Source organism: Denitromonas iodatirespirans (genome assembly GCF_018524365.1).
In the GTDB taxonomy this organism is placed as follows: domain Bacteria; phylum Pseudomonadota; class Gammaproteobacteria; order Burkholderiales; family Rhodocyclaceae; genus Nitrogeniibacter; species Nitrogeniibacter iodatirespirans.
Genome location: NZ_JAEKFT010000007.1, coordinates 73,928 through 91,204, shown reverse-complemented (window position 1 = coordinate 91,204; position 17,277 = coordinate 73,928). Strand labels below are relative to the sequence as shown.

Below are 17,277 nucleotides of genomic sequence, written 5' to 3'. Positions count from 1 at the left end.
GCGAGCAGGAGAAGCCCATGACCGAGCCGGTCCGCATTCGTGCCACCGCAAGCGAGGGCATGACGCAGGTACGCTTGATGGCGGCCCATCCAATGGAAACCGGGCGCCGCCGCCTGCCCGACGGTGCGCTGGTGCCGGCGCATTACATCACCGACCTGACCGTGCTGCACAACGCCCGCGTGGTGCTGCAGGCGCGCTTCGGCCCGTCGGTGTCGCGCGATCCCTACCTGGTGTTTTCCTTTGCCGGCGGCGTGCCGGGCGACACGGTGAGCGTGCGCTGGCGCGACAACCGCGGCGAGCAGCGCAGCGACAGCGTTACGGTGCGTTGAGGGGGCCGCCGGCGTCCGTGCGCGGGCGATGGCAAAAACGCAGCTCCGGCGGATAGGGGAAAAAGTCTTCCACATGACCTTCGCGCAGCCGCGCCTGCACGGCCTGCCAGAACGGCGCGTCGAGCAGGTCGCGGTGGTATTTGAGAAAGGCCTTGCGGATGGCCGGCTTGCCGAGCAGGAAGGTGGCGAACTCCTCGGGGAAGATGTCATGCGGCCCGCCCGAATACCAGGCTTCGCTCGACATCTCCATCTCCGGATTGGGGGCCGGGGGGATGCGGCGGAAGTTGCAGTCGGTCATGTACTCGATCTCGTCATAGTCGTAGAACACGACGCGACCGTAGCGGGTGACGCCGAAGTTCTTCCACAGCATGTCGCCGGGGAAGATGTTGGCGGAGGCCAGTTCGCGGATGGCGTTGCCGTATTCGCGCACGGCATGGTCGATCTGGGCCTCGTCGGCGCGTTCGAGGTAGATGTTGAGCGGCGTCATGCGCCGTTCGATGTACAGATGGCGGATGACCACCGCGTCACCGTCGATCTCGAAGGCGGAGGGGGCGAGGTTGCCCAGTTCTTCGAGCAGTTCGGGGGCGAAGCGTGAGCGCGGCAGCGCCACGTTGGAGAATTCCAGGGTGTCGGCCATGCGCCCGACCCGGTCCACCTGCTTGACCAACAGGTACTTCTTCTTGACCGTGGCGCGGTCCATGGTCTTGGAGCTGCCGAACACATCTTTGATCAGCTTGAACACGTAGGGGTAGGAGGGCAGCGTGAACACCAGCATCACCAGCCCGCGGATGCCCGGCGCGATGATGAACTGGTCGTTCGAGTGGCGCAGGTGCGAGATCAGGTCGCGGAAGAACATGGTCTTGCCCTGCTTGCCCAGGCCGAGCATGGTGTAGAGCTCGCTGCGCGGCTTGTTGGGCATGATGCTGCGAAGAAAACCCACGTAGCCCGAGGGCACTTCCATGTCGACCAGGAAGTAGGCGCGCGAGAGCGAGAACAGCAGCGAGATGCGCCAGGGCTCGAGCAGGATGGTGTCGACATACAGCATGCCGGCATCGTTGTGGCGTACCGCGATGGCGAAGGGGTATTCCTGGTAGCCGTTGATGGCCTTGCCGATGATGTAGGCCGTCTTGTTGCGGTAGAAGGCCGCGTACAGCACCTGGATCTGGCTGTTGACCTCCATCGCCGGCCAGCCGCGCAGGAAGTCGCGCACGGCGCGCAGGATCAGGCCGACGTCGCGGTCGAGATCTTCGAAGGGGCGCTCCCAGTCGAAATCCTCGATGATCCGCCGGACGGTGCGGCGCAGGCCGTCGTCGCGCGGGTAGTAGCTCGAATACACCGGCGGGTAGGACTCGATGTACTCCACCGCCATGGCCGGGCGGGCGAAGATGTAGTCGTTGTTGAAATAGGTGCGGTGCAGGATCTTGCAGCACACCGAGTTGAAGAAGGTTTCGGCCAGCTCGGGCTGCTTGTGGTTGATCAGCATGCCGATGAAGTGCAGCTTGACCTGCTGCCAGGTCGCGTCGTCCAGCGAATCGGCGTCGAATTCGCTGTGCAGGCGCGCCACGCATTCGTCCACCCGATCGTCGTAGAACTGCACCCGGTTGCGCACCGCGTCGAGCTGGGCCTGCCAGTCGCCAGCCTCGAACAGGCCCTTGGCCTTGTAGCTGGTTTCGCGAAAGATCCGGTAGTGCTTGTTGAAGCCTTCGATCAGCGCCCGGGCGATCGACTGGGCCACCAGGTTTTCTCCGAGAGCGGCATCCATGCGGTTTCCTTGCAGGGCAGCCGGGACGTGGCCGGCGTGGCAGTGGGCCGAATGGGAGGATCTTAGCATTCGGCCCATGCTGCGAAACGGCGGTAGTGGCCAGGCGGATGAAGCAAGATGATCACGATGCTTTTTTGGTGGAGCGTGGCCTTGAGCTTGCGCGACTGCGGGCAAGCGCGGGGATTCAACACATTGATCGCAGGCTGTTACGGTGATGGGCGGCTGCGGGTAGCGCCAGATCGAAGCCGGCGCCGGTCCGTGCGGCGAGTGTTGCCAGGTCGACACCCGGCGCCAATTCTTCGAGCGTGAATCGGCCGCGGTCGCAACTGAACACCGCGAGCTCGGTCACCACCAGTGACACGCGGGCGGCTGCCGTGAGCGGCAGGGTGCAGCGCTCGAGCAAGCGCGGCGCACCGTCCTTGGTGCAATGCTCCATCGCCACGATCACCCGTTTGGCGCCGGTGACCAGATCCATCGCCCCGCCCATGCCGGGGATCATCTTGTCCGGCACCATCCAGTTCGCGAGATTCCCGTGCTGGTCAACCTGCAGGCCGCCGAGGACGGTGACGTCCACGTGACCGCCGCGGATCAGCGCGAAAGACATCGCGCTGTCGAACATTGCCCCGCCCGGCGCCAGGCCGCAGGGCTGGCCGCCGGCGTTGACGAGCCCGGGTTCGGGCTCGCCGGTGAGCGGCGCCAGGCCGATGAAGCCGTTTTCCGACTGCAGGCAGACTTCGATGTTTGAGGGCAGGTGATGTGCGACGAGTGTCGGCAGGCCGATACCCAGATTGACGACGTCACCGTCGTGGAGCTCTTGCGCCACGCGGCGCGCGATGCGTGTCTTGGCGTCCATGTCAGTGGCTTTCGGCGAGGATCAGGTGGTCCACCAGAATGCCCGGCGTCATCACTTGGTCAGGGTCGATCTCGCCCGTGTCGACGATCTCCTCAACCTCGGCGATCACCTTGTCGGCCGCCAGGGCCATCAAGGGATTGAAGTTGCGTGCGGCCCGTTCGTACACCAGGTTGCCGGCTTGGTCGGCGCGTTTGGCATGCAGGATCGCGAGTTCTGCACGCAGCGGGAGCTCCAGCAGATATTCGCGACCGTCGATAAGCTGCCGCATCTTGCCTTCGGCGACCATGGTGCCCACGCCGGTCGGGGTGAGCACCCCGCCCAGGCCGGCGCCGCCACAACGGATACGCTCGGCCAGCGTCCCCTGCGGAACCAGTTCCACCGCGATCTGACCGGCCAGCATCTTGCGGCCGGTAACCGGGTTGGTGCCGATATGAGAGGTGATGACGCGCTCGACCTGACCGCTGGCGATCAACGGGCCGACGCCGCTATGCGGGAAAGCCGTGTCGTTGCCGATCAAGGTCAGGCGGCGAGCGCCATGGCGCAGGATCGCCGCGACCAGTCGTTCCGGCGTACCGACGCCCATGAAGCCGCCGAACATGATGCGCATGCCGTCACGCAAATGGTGGTTGAGCTCGTCGGGGCAAGCCAATTTGCTCCGACGCTTCGTGTCCGTCGCCTGCATGTGTGCCTCTGCTCAGTGCGACTCGGCCGGTTGGACCGTATGCCCGGCGCCCGCGGGGGGCGTCGATGGGGCGGCCGGCATCACCGATCCGCCAGCAAGTTCCGCACGCAAGGCCAGATAGCGGCGGCGAGCGAGCAGCAGGAGTACGCCGCCGCAGATCACCGCCGGCAGCGCCACGACGAGCGCCGAGTAGCGCAGGGCGAGGTCGTCGTGGAACACGTGGTCGGTGACCAGTGCCACCGCCGTGGGGCCGACGCCCAGTCCGATCATGTTGATGACGAAGAAGAACAGGGCGGTGGCTTGGCCGCGCAGCCAGCCGGGCACGATGTCGTGCAAGGCCGTGGGGCCGAGGCTGTTCGCCATGCTCGACAAGCTCGCCGCTACGCCGAGCAGGATGAGCGCGTTGCCCGAATCGCCGGCCAGCATGCCCGCGGTAAGCAGTGGCAACCACAGTGCGAGGCTGATGATCGTGAGCATCAGGCGGGCATCGCCACGCCCGGACGCCAGCCAGCGATCCGAGAGCGCGCCCGAGGCCAGTCCGCCGAGCGTGCCCAGCAGAGTCACGAACAGTCCGTAGTTGATGCCCGCCTGTGCCGCTGTCCACCCGTGGCTGCGGATGAACACGGTGGGCACCCAGGTGCCGACGCCGTAGGCTGCCAGCGCAATGAGCGCGTAGCCGAGCAGTTGCAGGCCGAACAGGGTGCGGTGACGGGACAGGTAGGCGAAGGTCTCGGCGAGTGTGGTCGGGCGGGTCGATCCGCTCTGGCGCGCGGGTTCGCGCACCGTCGTCAGGATCAGGGCGAGCAGCAGGCCAGGGGCGCCGACCAGAATGAAGGCGGCCTGCCACGCGCGCACCGCACCGAACAGCGGCAAGACAACTTCCGAAGCGCCATGCAAGGCGGCAAGCACAAAGCCACCAATGGCGATGGAAGCGCCGATGCCGAGATAGATTCCGCTGGAGTAGAGCCCCAGGGCGGTACCGCGGCGGCGGGCGGAGAAGGCGTCGCAGATCATCGAATAGGCCGCAGGTGCGAGGGTCGCCTCGCCGATGCCAACGCCGATGCGGGCGACGAACAGCTTGCCGTAGGTGTCGGCCAGGCCACAGGCCATGGTCATGAGGCTCCAGATCACCACCCCGCAGACAATCAGCCACTTGCGGTTGCGATGATCGGCGTAGCGGCCGAGCGGCAGGCCCAGCACCGAATACAGGACGGTGAAGGCGAAGCCCTGCAGCAGGCTGATCTCGGTGTCGCTGATGCCCAGATCGGCGCGGATCGGCTGCACCAGCAGCGAAAGAATCTGGCGATCGACGAAGGACAGCACGTTGGCGATCAGCAGCACGCCGAGCAGGTACCAGGCCAGCGAGGGCCTAAGGGTGCCGGCGGTCGTGGTCGGGAGTGAGTTTTCACGCATTCTGGCGGGCCTCCATCAGGAAGGGCTGGGACGATTTGTCGGCGACCGGTCGGGAATCCCCGGTTGGCTGTGAATTGGCTGGGACTACCTCCGCTTGCGGCGTCGGCTTGAGCAGGAAATTGGCGAGTGCGGGCAACAGGATCAGGGCGCCGAGCATGTTCCACAGGAACATGAAGGCCAGCAGAATGCCCATGTCGGCCTGGAACTTGATGGGCGAGAAGGCCCAGGTGGCCACGCCGACAGCGAGGGTGATGCCGGTGAGCATCACCACCTTCCCGGTGAAGATCAGGGCCTGGAGGTAGGCCGCCGACAGGCTTCGGCCAAGGCGCAGCTGGGTCAGCATGATGCTCATCACATACAGGGCGTAGTCCACGCCGATGCCCACGCCAAGGGCGATGACCGGCAACGTGGCGACCTTGACGCCAATACCCAGCCATACCATCAATGCCTCGCATAGTACCGAGGTGAGCATCAGCGGCAGCACCGCGCACACCACGGCGCGCCAGGAACGGAAGGTCACCATGCACAGCACGATCACCGCGCCATAGACCCACAGCAGCATTTCGCGGTTGGCGTGGGCGACGACGATGTTGGTCGCCGCTTCGATGCCGGCATTGCCCGCAGCCAGCAGGAACGCGGCTTGGTCATTGTTGTTGGCGGTGGCAAAGGCCTCCACCATGTCGACCACCCGGGTCAGGGTGTCGGCCTTGTGGTCGGTGAGATAGGTGTAGACGGTGAGCAGATTGCAGGTGTCGTTGTAAAGTCCGCGCGGTGCATTGGAGGTAATGGTGTTGACCATCGCCTGACTGGGTGAGAGGTCATACCATTTGGGGTTGCCTTCGGCCAGCCCCACCATGACTTGACGGTTCATCAGCGCCAGACTGTTGGTGGCCTCCACGCCAGGCAGTTCGCGCAGCCGCTCTTCGAGCGCATCGATGCGCATCAATGTGTCGTAGTTGGCGCAGCCGCCGTCGGGCGTTTTCACCATCACTGCGAATACGTCACTGCTGGCGCCATAGTGGCCGGTGATGAAGGCGTTGTCGCGGTTGTAGCGGGAGTCGGCGCGCAGTTCCGGTGCGCCCGGATCGAGGTCTCCGACTCTAAGCTGTTGGCTCACCGTGTAGCCGACCAGTGCCAGCGCGAGGCTTGCCGCGAGCGTCAGAATCGCCCAGCGGCGCTGGGTGAAGCGATCGAGGAAGCGCCACAGCACGCTGCCCTCGCTCCCCTCCCGTCCTTCAGCGTGTGCGCTGCGCGTGGCGGCGACGGGTGAAACGCCCACATAGGACAGCAGGATCGGGAGCAGGATGAGGTTGGTGAACACCAGCACCGCCACGCCCAGACTGGCGATCATGGCGAGGTCCTGAATGACCTCGATGCGGATGATGGTCAGTACCGCGAAGCCGACTGCGTCGCACAACAAAGCGGTCAGCCCAGCGAGAAACAAGCGCCGGAAGGTGTAGCGCGCCGCAACGAGTTTGTGCATGCCACGCCCGATGTCCTGCATGATGCCGTTCATTTTCTGCGCGCCGTGGCTCATGCCGATGGCGAAAACCAGGAAGGGCACCAGCACGGAGTAGGGGTCGAGTTCGTAGCCGAGCAGCGGCAGCAGACCGAGCTGCCAGACGACCGCCACCAGCGAGCAGGCCACGACCAGCAGGGTACTGCGCCAGCAGCGAGTGTAGGCATAGAGTACGGCGGTGGTGATGGCGATGGCGGCGGCAAAGAAGGCGAGAATCTGGCGCAGTCCGTCAAGGAGGTCGCCCACCACCTTGGCAAAACCGGTGATGTGGATATCGACATTTGCCGAACGGTACTTGTCGCGCACGCGCTCGAGTTGGTCGGAGAAGGCGCCATAGTCGAGCGGCCGCCCATCGACGGTCGTCAGCAGCGGGACGAAGACGAGGGTGGACTTGTGGTCGAAGGCCACCGTTTGGCCGATCTCGCGCGAACGCAGCACGTTGGCCCGCACCTGCGCCACCGAGGCCGCAGAGCCGTCGTAATCCTTGGGAATCACCGGGCCGCCGTCCAGCCCCTCCTCGGTGACGCCGCTCCAGCGCGTTGACGGGGTCCACAGAGATTTCATCTGGGCGCGATCGACGCCCGGCATGACGAACAGTTCATCCGACAGCGCCTGCAGAGTGGCCAGGTAGTTCTTGTCGTAGATCGATTCGCCACGAGTCGCGATTGCAATGCGAACGGCATTGCCCAAGCCAGTCAGTTCGCTGCGGTGCTCCAGGTATTGGGCGATGTAGGGGTGCCCGGTGGGAATGGTTTTTTCGAAGTTGGCGTTGAGGCGCAAGTGGGCGGCCTGCCAGCCCAGCATGACGGTAATCAAGACGCACAGGCTCACTACGATCACGCGATGGTTGAACAGGATGCGTTCAAGCCGGGAGCCGGAGTGGTGGTCGAAGGCGGCCATCTCGGGGGGCTGCGTTGCTGCCGTGAAGGTGTCGTGACTGATCATTTCGGGCTTCCGAGGAGATTGGCAGGCAGCCGTCGCGGGCCGGACCACGAACTGGCCACCAGGCGGCCGTCGCTCGCGAGGACGGCACTTGTCAAGGGCGCGCCGGGTGGAACGGACAGGGCGTGCAGACTGTCGCCGGCTTCGATCAGCAACTGGCCGGCTTGGTTGAGCGCCACCACACGGCCGTCGCTCAGAAGCGTGCTGGCGATCAACGAGGCGGGCGTCGGTACTGCCAGTTGCTGGAAGGTCGTGCCGCCGTCGGTGCTCCGCCAGGCGTTACCACGCAGGCCGAACAGCCACAACTGGTCATGGGCGCCGAACGCCATCGAGAAGAGGCTGCCGGCATAGGGGGTTTCAATGCGCACGAAGGGGGTGCCGTCACCGTCGGCGCGCGCCAGGAAACCCAGCTCGCCGGTCAGCCAAGTCGTGTCACCGCGCCGTTGCACGGCGTAGAGATGCAGGCCGCGAGGGTTGTCCACGCGGTGCATGGCCGGCAACCAGGTGGCGCCGCCATCTTCGGTGGTGAATATGAGGCCGTAGGCGCCCACCACGATACCGCGGCGGGCGTTGGAAAAATGGAGGGCGAGGAAGGGCTTGTCGGGGCCATCCGCGTCGAGCCGCTCGGCTTCCTTGAGCCGCTGTTCGGCATCGGGCAGCGCATCGCGCGCGGCGGCGTTTGCCGCCGCCATGGCAAGCTGGGCGGCTTGGCGACCATCGAGTTGCTTTTCCCAGGTCGTGCCGCCATCGCGGCTGTGGAGAACGACACCTTCATGGCCGACGGCCCAGCCCATCTCAGGGGTGGCGAACTGCACCGCGGTCAGCGTCACACTGACTGGGCTTGCCACCTGGCGCCAGTGCGCGCCGTCATCGTCGGACAGCAGGATACGTCCGCGCTCGCCCACCGCCACCAAGCGGTCACCCGAGCGGGCAATGTCGAGAAGTACCGAGTGCTCGGCCCGTGTCGACATCAAGGCAGGGCGGTCCAAGGGGAGGGCGACTGCGCTGGGTGAAGGTGCGGCCGGCGCAGCGGCCAAAGCCGGCAACGTCGCGGCCAAAGCCAAGGCGATTGCAATTCGTAGGTTCATCAGCTTCGCTCTATGCAGGTAGCGACGGCGTTACCGCCGCTCCGTTCGGTAGATTCATGCCCCGCCGTCTTGTCGCAACGTGGGGCGTCTTGCCCGAGCCGCCGGTGTCGCAGAAACCAGGCCAGACTTCTGCAATGCCCGCAGTGCCCCAGTGAGGCGGCGCGCGGGCACCGGGGGGCAGATGATTTAGCGCACGCCCTCGGCGGCGAGCGAGTCGGGGCTGAAAAAGGAGTCCTTGTAGCGCGTCGATACACTGTACTGGTTGGTGGTCTCGTTCATGATGCCGATAGTGAACCAAGCGCCCGACACGAGATCGTAAAACCCGTAAAGGTTAGTGTGTACCGCCGGAATGTCCGGCATCACGAAAGGCATCTGCCACATGGTCTTCCACAGCCGATCGCTTTTGTCCCAACGATCGCCGAGTAGCGGCATCCACGTATCCTCGTCGATGTAGTAGATGCTCTTCGGTGCGAGGTGGCGCTTGCCGGGCGCAAGACTGGCCTCGACCACCCACACGCGATGCAATTCCCAGCGCACATGCTCGGGGTTGAGATGATGTTCGCCGAGAACATCGGCGTTGCTGGTCGGTTGCAGAATCTTGTTGGCGTTGTAGGGAACGAAGATCTCCTTCTTGCCGAGTAGCTTCCAGTTGAAGGTGTCCATGCGTCCGGTGTAGACCGACACTTCGTCGATGGAGAGCACGCCCGCAGCCGAGGGTAGCGGGGTGTCGCAGCAGGAGTTGGGCAGGCGACGCACGCGGCGTTGACCGGTGAGGTAGACCCACGAGCGATCGTTTTCGGGGTCGAGATTCAGACGGCTCAGGATGCCTTCGCCTGCGCGAATCGGAGGTCCGGCGTTGATGCGACGCAGCATCCAGTATTCGCCCTTGAAATCGGTCTCGCCGTCTTTGAAGTAATACGGCATCTGCAGTTGGCCGGGGCCGTTGGCAGTGACCACGGCTTTGCCTTCCGGTGTAATCAGTACGTTGTGGCCGTCCCAGCTCCACGATTCGCCGCGCCAAGCGAGTAGTGCATTCCACATGACTTCGGCGCCGGTCTTGGGAATGGGAAAGGGTATGCCGCCATAGGCGCCTTCCACCATGGGGCCGGCGGCTCCTTCGACCAGGTTGGCACGGGTCGCGTTCTTGAACGTGTTGTCGTAGACCCACTGTGGCGCCACTGCGGTGCGGTGGGTGGGATAGACGTCGATGTGGTAGCTGTCCGGGTACTTCTTCAGCATCGCCTGAGCGCCGTCGCTCAACTTGTCGGCGTATTGCGCCATGTTCTTGGCGGTGATGGAAAACAGCGGCTTCTCAGCGGAGAAGGGATCGGGACGGCGGTTTCCCGGCTTGAAACCGGCGGGAACAGTGCTGTAGCCGCCGGTCCAGGCCGGAATGCTGCCGTCCTTGTTGCCGGCCTTTTCCGCACCCAAAGGCGTGAGGGTCGTCTTGAGCGCGGCCGCTTCGTCGGCGCTGACGGCGGCCTGGCCAGCGGAGGAGGCCAGGAAACCGCCCAGCAGGCTGAGGGCGATAAGCGTATTGCGGGTCTTCATAGTAGTTGTCTCCTCGGAGGGTCAGAACGAGCGGCTGACCGACAGCGTCACGAAGTTGCGGTCACGCAGCGACTGCGCCTGGGTGATATGCGGGGGCACGGTACCGGTGAGAAAGTTGTCTTCTTTGCCGAAGTAATGGGTGTAGTTCACCCCGAAGTTCCAGCGGTCGAGATAGGTGGCACGCATGCCGATGCTCACGTCGCCGCCGTGGTAGGTGCCAAAGCCGCTGCTGATGACCGGCGAGCGACCGTCGGGCGAGTAACCGATACCAATCGGGAATCGCACGTCGGTGCCCGGGAAGAGCAGGCGGTAGGTGGGGGTGTACACCAGTCTCAGCGCGGTGGCATCGCGCGTTGCCAAGGGGTTGAGGGCTTGAGGATTCTTGGTGACGGACAATAGGCGGTGCCAGGCGATTTCGGCCACCAGACTCGATTCCTGTGCGATAAAGTTGGGCGGCAGGCTGGCCAGGATCGACACTTGGGCGTGGGCGGTATTGCCTACCGCGTAGGCGGGATGGTGGCTGTTGTCAGCGTTGGTGCCGGTGACGTTCACACCATCGGAGACAAGCGGTGTGTTACGGCGGGTCGAAATCTCACCGGCAACATTCACGAAATCGATCGAGGTGCTGAAGCTGGCACCGAAGGCGCTGATACCTTCGGGATATACCCAGTAGAACTCGCCGATGCCGCGATTGGCGTTGAAGGGCGCCACGGGACCGGAGAAGGTCTGGTAGAGGGTCGGGGTTTTGGAGTGGAAGCGGGTGGCGTAGAGGCCGAAGTCCCAGTCACCGGTGCTGAGGCGCAGTTGCACGCCGCCTTGGCCGGAATCCTTTGCTTTCAAGTCGTGACGGTGATTCAGCCATGCACCGAACGGGCCGACGAACAGACGTTCGGCACCACCACCGAATGCGTTGTCGGTGGTGCCGAAGTAACTCCCGACCGCCGGCGTGCGCAATGCCTCCCAGGAGAATTGGTAGTAGCCACCGAGCGTCACGCCGTCAGCTAGCTGTATCGAGGCCGACACTTGGTTGGTGGGCCGGATGATTTCCTTGAACTGGGCGTTCGGATTGCTCTGCAGTTTGATGATGTCGACCGAGCCCTGGGTGCCGGCGATGCCGTTGGCGCCGAAGAAGAGGCTCTCGCCGTAAAGCACGGAATGTCGCCCCAGACGGAAGCTCGAGCGCTTGCCGAAGAGCTCGCCGCGGCCAAAGACGAACGCGTCGAGCAGCTCCGCCTTGCGGCCGTGGAGGTCTCGGGTGCGGTCGGTGAATTCGTCGTGCTCGGTCGAACTGTGGTTGGCGGTGGCGGGCGAGTCGTTGTCGTTGCTGCGGTTGTAAACGTCGTCGTACCAGGCGGCGCCGGAGAGGCGGGCACCGAAGTTGCCGTAAGTGAGGTCGAGCTCGGAGAGCAGGTCGATCCGGTTGCTGATAAGGCCGGTGCCGAAGTTGCGGTTGCCATCATCCTGATTGCGATCCGCGGTCAGGGTGTCGGACTGATCCTGAGCGCGGAAACCGGCGGTGTAGCTGACGGTGTTGTCCCAGCGCAGCCGTATGTCCGGGTTTCCGGTATCGATATCGAAGGCCAGGGCGGCGCTTGTGGGCAACAGCGCGGTGCTTACGGCTGCGGCGAGCACAGTGGGGCGCACCTGGGCAGATGCGCGGCGGATGGCCCGTCGTGCGGGATCGAAGTACAGCCTGGTCATGTTTGTCTCCTCGGTTATTTTGGGTTTGCTACTGAGCATCACGGGTGGCCTGCAGATGGCCGCCTCCGGGGTCAGTCGGGGACCGCAGGCCTTACGACGCGGTTGCGCAGGACGCCGATACCTTCCACCTCCAGTTCCACCACATCGCCGGGCTGAAGCCAGCGATCGAGCTCGAGGCCGCAGCCGCCTCCGCTGGTGCCGGAGCCGAAGAACTCGCCGGGATAAAGGGTTTCGTCGCGTGACACGTGGGCGATCATGTCCTCGAAACGATGGATCATGTCGCGGCTGTTGCCGTCGGACCAGATTTCGCCATTGATGCGAGCGGTCATGCGTAACGCATAGGGATTCGGTAGTTCGTCAGCAGTGACGATCCACGGCCCGAGCACATTGCCCGTGTCGAAATCCTTGCCTTTGGTCGGTCCAAAAGGGGCGGTCATCTCGAATTCCTGCGCATCTCGGGCGGAAAAATCGTTGAAGATGGTGTAGCCGAAGATGTGCTCGGCGGCGCGCTCGCGTGGAATGTCGCGTCCGCCACGGCCCAGGACGATGCCGAACTCGAGCTCATAGTCGAAACGCTCGGAATAACTGGGCCAGACCACTTCGTGTTGGTGCCCCACGACGCTGAAGCGATTGGTCTTGTAGTACAGCGGCTGGCGGGTAAACGCTTCGGGCAGCACGATGTCGGAGGGTTGCGGCAGTGCCTGCGTACTGCCTTGGCGTGCTCCGCGCAGACGCGCCATGCCGACTGCCGCCTGGCGCATGTGCGTCTCGAAGGTAGAGAAGTCGCGCATCTGGGGCGGGCAGGGTAGCGGCGCTGCGAGGCGTACCGTAGCCAACGGCACTGTGCACTCAGCCTGCATTTCTATTGTCCGCTCGAGCTCTCTGGCCAAGGCAAGTCCGGCGTTGCCGGAATCGATCAGGGCTTGCATGCCGGTCAGGGCAGGATGATCTGTGTCGTGACGAGCCCGGTACGCGGCCTGCAGGTCGATCAGGATCTGAGCGTCGCGGCGTACTACGGCGAGGCGGAATTCGCCTGCCGGCGTGATGAAAGTGGCGAGTATCAAGTCTTATTCTCCTCTTCGCCGACGAATAGGGCGACACAGCGCGTAAAACCGGCCGAGGCGCCCTTGATCTTGTAAGGGAAGCAGCTCACCAGAAAGCCGTGATCGGGAAGCTGATCGAGGTTGGCGAGCTTTTCCATCTGGCAGTAGCCGATTTCGAGACCCGCCTTGTGCCCCTCCCAAATGATCGAGGGGTCGCCGGTGGCGGCATAGCGTTCGCGGGTGTAGCAGAACGGGGCGTCCCAGCTCCAGGCATCGGTGCCGACGACACGAGTTCCCCGGTTCAGCAGCCACAGGGTGGCTTCTCGCCCCAGACCACAGCCGCGATCGATGTAGTCGGGCTGGCCATAGACCGCGCCGGCCGAGGTGTTGACCAGCACGATGTCGAGCGGCTGCAGCGCGTAGCCGATGCGCTGGAACTCCGCCTCCATTTCCGCTGCGGTGACGACATGGCCGTCTGCCTTGGCACGGAAATCCAGCTTGACTCCGGGGCGAAAACACCAGTCGAGGGGTACTTCGTCGATCGGGATGGCCGGACGGCCGCGGTCCATGGTGGACGCGTAGTGCCAGGGGGCGTCCATATGGGTGCCGCTGTGGGTATGAAGGCGCAGATCTTCGGCCGCCCATCCTTCTTCGTTGGGCAGATCTTCCGGGCGTAGACCGGGGAACAGCGCGCTCAGGTGCTGAGCTCCGGTGCGGTGGTCGATATAGTCGATTTGTGGCTGAAGTCCGGGTGGGTCGGCCGGTACGCCGTTTTCCAGCGTGACCGAAAGGTCAACGAAGCGTCGTATCTTCATCTGCAGAGGTCTCCAGCTCAGGTGCGGTCGGGCCGCGGTTCATCGTTCTACTTCTTGTTTGACGGTAGTTTTTAACTTTATCGACAAAATGTCAATGTTGACGTTTAGGTAATTGAAAACGACAATCAAGCCGAATGCCGATGGAGGGAGGGATGAACGAACAAGGACCGGACAGGACACTGATAGAGGTCGCGATCGAGCGCCTGAGCGCCGATATCGTGAGCGGTGCGCTTCAACCGGGGAGAAAGCTGCTTATTGCCGAACTCAAGAAGCGCTACGAGATTGGCGCGTCACCGCTGCGCGAGGCGTTGGCGAAATTGTCGTCGGACGGGTTCGTGGTGTTCGACAGCCGTCGCGGTTTTCGCGTTGCCGAGGTGTCTCAGGCTGATCTGGAGGACATCACGCGGGTGCGCAAGTCCATTGAGTGCGAAGCTTTGAAGAGCGCGATCGCCAACGGTGACGACGAGTGGGACGTGGGAATCGTTGCCGCCTCGGCCCGCCTGCACCGCCTGGCGGTGCGGGCGCGCGAGGCCGACCCGCCGACCGGAACCGATGTGGAACGTGCTCACCGCCAGTTCCACACAGCCTTGCTCGCTGCCTGCGACTCGCCCCGCCTGTTGTCGTTGCAGCAGTTGTTTTACGATCAGGCCCAGCGTTATCGTGCGGTGATGATGCGCCAGTGGCACGGCCTTGACGAGGCGGCTGAGGTGCACCAGCAACTTGCCGACGTTGTGCTGAGCCGGGATGTCGACCGCGCTTGCTCGGCCCTGTCCGAACACATCGACTTGACCTTGCAAAGCGTCTATCCAGAGGGCGCGGACGGGGTGCGGCCCCACACCAATGCCGAGCCGAAGAGCAGGCGGAACCGTCAGCTTGCCTAGGAAGCTCAAGTGCTTGGTCCCAACGCTGATCGATACGAGAGCGAACGGCCGCAACGGCTAAGCGATCCAATGCAAATGACCGTGCGCTGCGACCGATGGTCAGTCAACCATAGGATTGCCAGCGAGGTGTAAGGAACCCGCATTATAATTACGCGCTAACCTTGACCTGCCTGAACGCGAATACGGTGCGCTTTGGGCAGACTCGGCCTGCAGCACTGCATCTGACCGGCCTTGCGCCACGACTAAAACCAGGGAGAAATGCATGAGTACCAAGCGTCCGACGATCATCTACACCCTCACCGACGAGGCGCCTTTGCTGGCGACATGCTCCCTGTTGCCGATCATCCGCACCTTTGCGGCGCCGGCCGGGATCGACGTGACGACGAGTGACATCTCGGTGGCCGCCCGCGTGCTGGCGGAATTCTCCGACTACCTGACCGACGAGCAGAAGGTGCCGGACACCCTCGCCGAGCTGGGTCGTCTGACGCAGGAGCCGGACACCAACATCATCAAGCTGCCCAACATCAGCGCCTCGGTGTCCCAGCTGGTGGCTTGCATCAAGGAGCTGCAGTCCAAGGGCTACGCGATTCCCGACTACCCGGAAACCGCCGCCACCGACGAAGCCAAGGCGCTCAAGGCCCGTTACGGCAAGTGCCTCGGCTCGGCGGTCAACCCGGTGCTGCGCGAGGGCAACTCCGACCGCCGCGCACCGGCCGCGGTGAAAAACTACGCCAAGAAGCATCCGCACTCGATGGGCAAGTGGAGCCAGGCCTCGCGCACCCATGTCTCGCACATGAAGCATGGCGACTTCTACCATGGCGAGAAGTCGATGACGCTGGACCGCGCGCGCGACGTCAAGATGGAGCTGATCACCAAGGACGGCGAGGCCATCGTGCTCAAGCCGAAGGTCGCGCTGCAGGACGGCGAGATCATCGACTCGATGTTCATGAGCAAGAAAGCGCTGTGCGACTTCTACGAAGAGCAGATCGAAGACGCGCGCCAATCCGGCGTGATGTTCTCGCTGCACGTGAAGGCGACGATGATGAAGGTCTCGCACCCCATCGTCTTTGGTCACTGCGTCAAGATCTTCTACAAGGACGCCTTCAAGAAACATGCTGCCCTGTTCCGCGAGCTGGGCATCAACGTCAACAACGGCATGGTCAATCTGTACGACAAGATCGCCGACCTGCCGCGTTCGCTGCGCGAAGAGATCATCGACGACCTGCACGCCTGCCACGAACACCGCCCCGAACTGGCGATGGTCGATTCGGCCAAGGGCATCACCAACTTCCACTCGCCCAACGACATCATCGTCGATGCCTCGATGCCGGCCATGATCCGCTCGGGCGGCAAGATGTGGGGTGCCGACGGGCGCCAGAAGGACGTCAAGGCGGTAATGCCCGAATCGACCTTCGCCCGTATCTACCAGGAGATGATCAACTTCTGCAAAACCAACGGCAACTTCGACCCAAGAACCATGGGCACGGTGCCGAACGTCGGTCTGATGGCACAGAAGGCCGAAGAATATGGCTCGCACGACAAGACCTTCGAGATCCCCAAGGCGGGCGTGGCCAACATCACCGATCTGGCCACCGGCGAAGTGCTGCTGTTGCAGAACGTGGAAGAGGGCGACATCTGGCGCATGTGCCAGGTCAAGGACGCGCCGATCCGCGACTGGGTCAAGCTGGCCGTCACCCGTGCGCGCAACTCCGGCATGCCGGCCGTGTTCTGGCTCGACCCCTACCGTCCGCATGAAAACGAGCTGATCAAGAAGGTCGAGAAGTACCTGCAGGACCATGACACCACCGGCCTCGACATCCAGCACATGTCGCAGGTGCGCGCCATGCGCTACACCCTGGAGCGCGTCGTGCGCGGCCAGGACACCATTTCGGTCACCGGCAACATCCTGCGCGACTACCTGACCGACCTGTTCCCGATCATGGAGCTGGGCACCTCGGCCAAGATGCTGTCGATCGTCCCGCTGATGGCCGGCGGCGGCATGTACGAAACCGGTGCCGGCGGCTCCGCGCCCAAGCATGTGCAGCAGCTGGTCGAAGAGAACCACCTGCGCTGGGATTCGCTGGGCGAATTCCTGGCGCTGGCGGTATCGCTCGAAGACCTCGGCATCAAGGAAGGCAACGCCAAGGCCAAGCTGCTCGCCAAGACGCTGGATGAAGCCACCGGCAAGCTGCTCGACAACGACAAGTCGCCCTCGCGCAAGACCGGCGAACTCGACAACCGCGGCAGCCACTTCTACCTAGCCCTGTACTGGGCGCAGGCACTGGCCGCACAGGACGAAGACGCCGAACTGAAGGCGCATTTCGCCCCGCTGGCCAAGTCGCTGGCCGACAACGAGCAGAAGATTTTGGCCGAGCTGAGCGCCGTGCAGGGGAAAGCGGTGGATATCGGTGGTTACTACCTGGCCGACCCGGAAAAGGCCGCGGCCGTGATGCGCCCGAGCGCCACGCTGAACGCGACACTCGATGCGGTCATGATCTGATGGCCTGAGACCGGCGCTCGCGCCGGATCGTCGTCACACACAAACGCCAGCGCAGGTCGCTGGCGTTTGTGTTTGTGCACGGCCCCGGCCGTGGCGAGAAGCTTCGTGCGATTTAAGCCATAATCAGGGCTGGATTGTGCGCTCCATGCCCGAGTCCGGTCCGCTTCGTCAACACCCTGAAAGGGCATGCGCGCCACC

13 protein-coding genes are annotated in these 17,277 nt (G+C 63.8%); 3 read left to right on the top strand and 10 right to left on the bottom strand.

Annotated features, from left to right (window positions below):
- Window positions 1-17: 17 nt before the first annotated feature.
- A complete protein-coding gene (gene soxZ, locus I8J34_RS08390; protein ID WP_214360949.1) occupies window positions 18-329 on the top strand; it encodes a thiosulfate oxidation carrier complex protein SoxZ in 312 nt (103 codons plus the stop codon).
- Here soxZ and aceK read toward each other — a convergent pair.
- The 10 genes from aceK to I8J34_RS08340 all read right to left on the bottom strand — a co-directional run bounded on the left by aceK (window position 316) and on the right by I8J34_RS08340 (window position 13,698).
- A complete protein-coding gene (gene aceK / locus I8J34_RS08385) occupies window positions 316-2,091 on the bottom strand; it encodes a bifunctional isocitrate dehydrogenase kinase/phosphatase (RefSeq protein WP_214360948.1) in 1,776 nt (591 codons plus the stop codon). The two genes, soxZ and aceK, sit on opposite strands and share 14 nt — an antisense overlap.
- Before the next feature lie 184 nt (window positions 2,092-2,275).
- Entirely contained in the window at window positions 2,276-2,944 is a 669-nt protein-coding gene (locus I8J34_RS08380) for a 3-oxoacid CoA-transferase subunit B (RefSeq protein ID WP_214360947.1), read from the bottom strand.
- 1 nt (window position 2,945) lies between these two features.
- Window positions 2,946-3,626, bottom strand: coding sequence for an acetate CoA-transferase subunit alpha (atoD, locus tag I8J34_RS08375; protein WP_214360946.1), 681 nt, complete (start codon window positions 3,624-3,626; stop codon window positions 2,946-2,948).
- 12 nt (window positions 3,627-3,638) lie between these two features.
- Window positions 3,639-5,039 (bottom strand): spinster family MFS transporter, encoded by a 1,401-nt coding sequence (locus I8J34_RS08370; protein ID WP_214360945.1) that lies wholly within the window; start codon window positions 5,037-5,039, stop codon window positions 3,639-3,641.
- A complete protein-coding gene (locus I8J34_RS08365) occupies window positions 5,032-7,503 on the bottom strand; it encodes an efflux RND transporter permease subunit (protein WP_214360944.1) in 2,472 nt (823 codons plus the stop codon). The genes I8J34_RS08370 and I8J34_RS08365 overlap by 8 nt, the downstream gene beginning before the upstream one ends.
- A complete protein-coding gene (locus tag I8J34_RS08360) occupies window positions 7,500-8,471 on the bottom strand; it encodes a WD40/YVTN/BNR-like repeat-containing protein (protein WP_230411759.1) in 972 nt (323 codons plus the stop codon). The genes I8J34_RS08365 and I8J34_RS08360 overlap by 4 nt, the downstream gene beginning before the upstream one ends.
- A gap of 303 nt (window positions 8,472-8,774) precedes the next feature.
- Window positions 8,775-10,139 (bottom strand): DUF1329 domain-containing protein, encoded by a 1,365-nt coding sequence (locus tag I8J34_RS08355; RefSeq protein ID WP_214360942.1) that lies wholly within the window; start codon window positions 10,137-10,139, stop codon window positions 8,775-8,777.
- Between the two features lie 21 nt (window positions 10,140-10,160).
- Entirely contained in the window at window positions 10,161-11,879 is a 1,719-nt protein-coding gene (locus I8J34_RS08350; protein ID WP_214360941.1) for a DUF1302 domain-containing protein, read from the bottom strand.
- A gap of 32 nt (window positions 11,880-11,911) precedes the next feature.
- Entirely contained in the window at window positions 11,912-12,904 is a 993-nt protein-coding gene (locus I8J34_RS08345) for a fumarylacetoacetate hydrolase family protein (RefSeq protein WP_214360940.1), read from the bottom strand.
- The gene (locus I8J34_RS08340) at window positions 12,901-13,698 is read right to left on the bottom strand and encodes a cyclase family protein (protein WP_214360939.1); all 798 of its coding nucleotides are present in this window, start codon (window positions 13,696-13,698) and stop codon (window positions 12,901-12,903) included. The genes I8J34_RS08345 and I8J34_RS08340 overlap by 4 nt, the downstream gene beginning before the upstream one ends.
- Window positions 13,699-13,850: 152 nt before the next feature.
- Here I8J34_RS08340 and I8J34_RS08335 point away from each other — a divergent pair, with 152 nt between their 5' ends.
- Window positions 13,851-14,579, top strand: coding sequence for a GntR family transcriptional regulator (locus tag I8J34_RS08335; protein ID WP_214360938.1), 729 nt, complete (start codon window positions 13,851-13,853; stop codon window positions 14,577-14,579).
- Between the two features lie 262 nt (window positions 14,580-14,841).
- Complete coding sequence (locus tag I8J34_RS08330) at window positions 14,842-17,079, top strand: NADP-dependent isocitrate dehydrogenase (RefSeq protein WP_214360937.1); 2,238 nt, start codon at window positions 14,842-14,844, stop codon at window positions 17,077-17,079.
- Window positions 17,080-17,277: the final 198 nt, after the last annotated feature.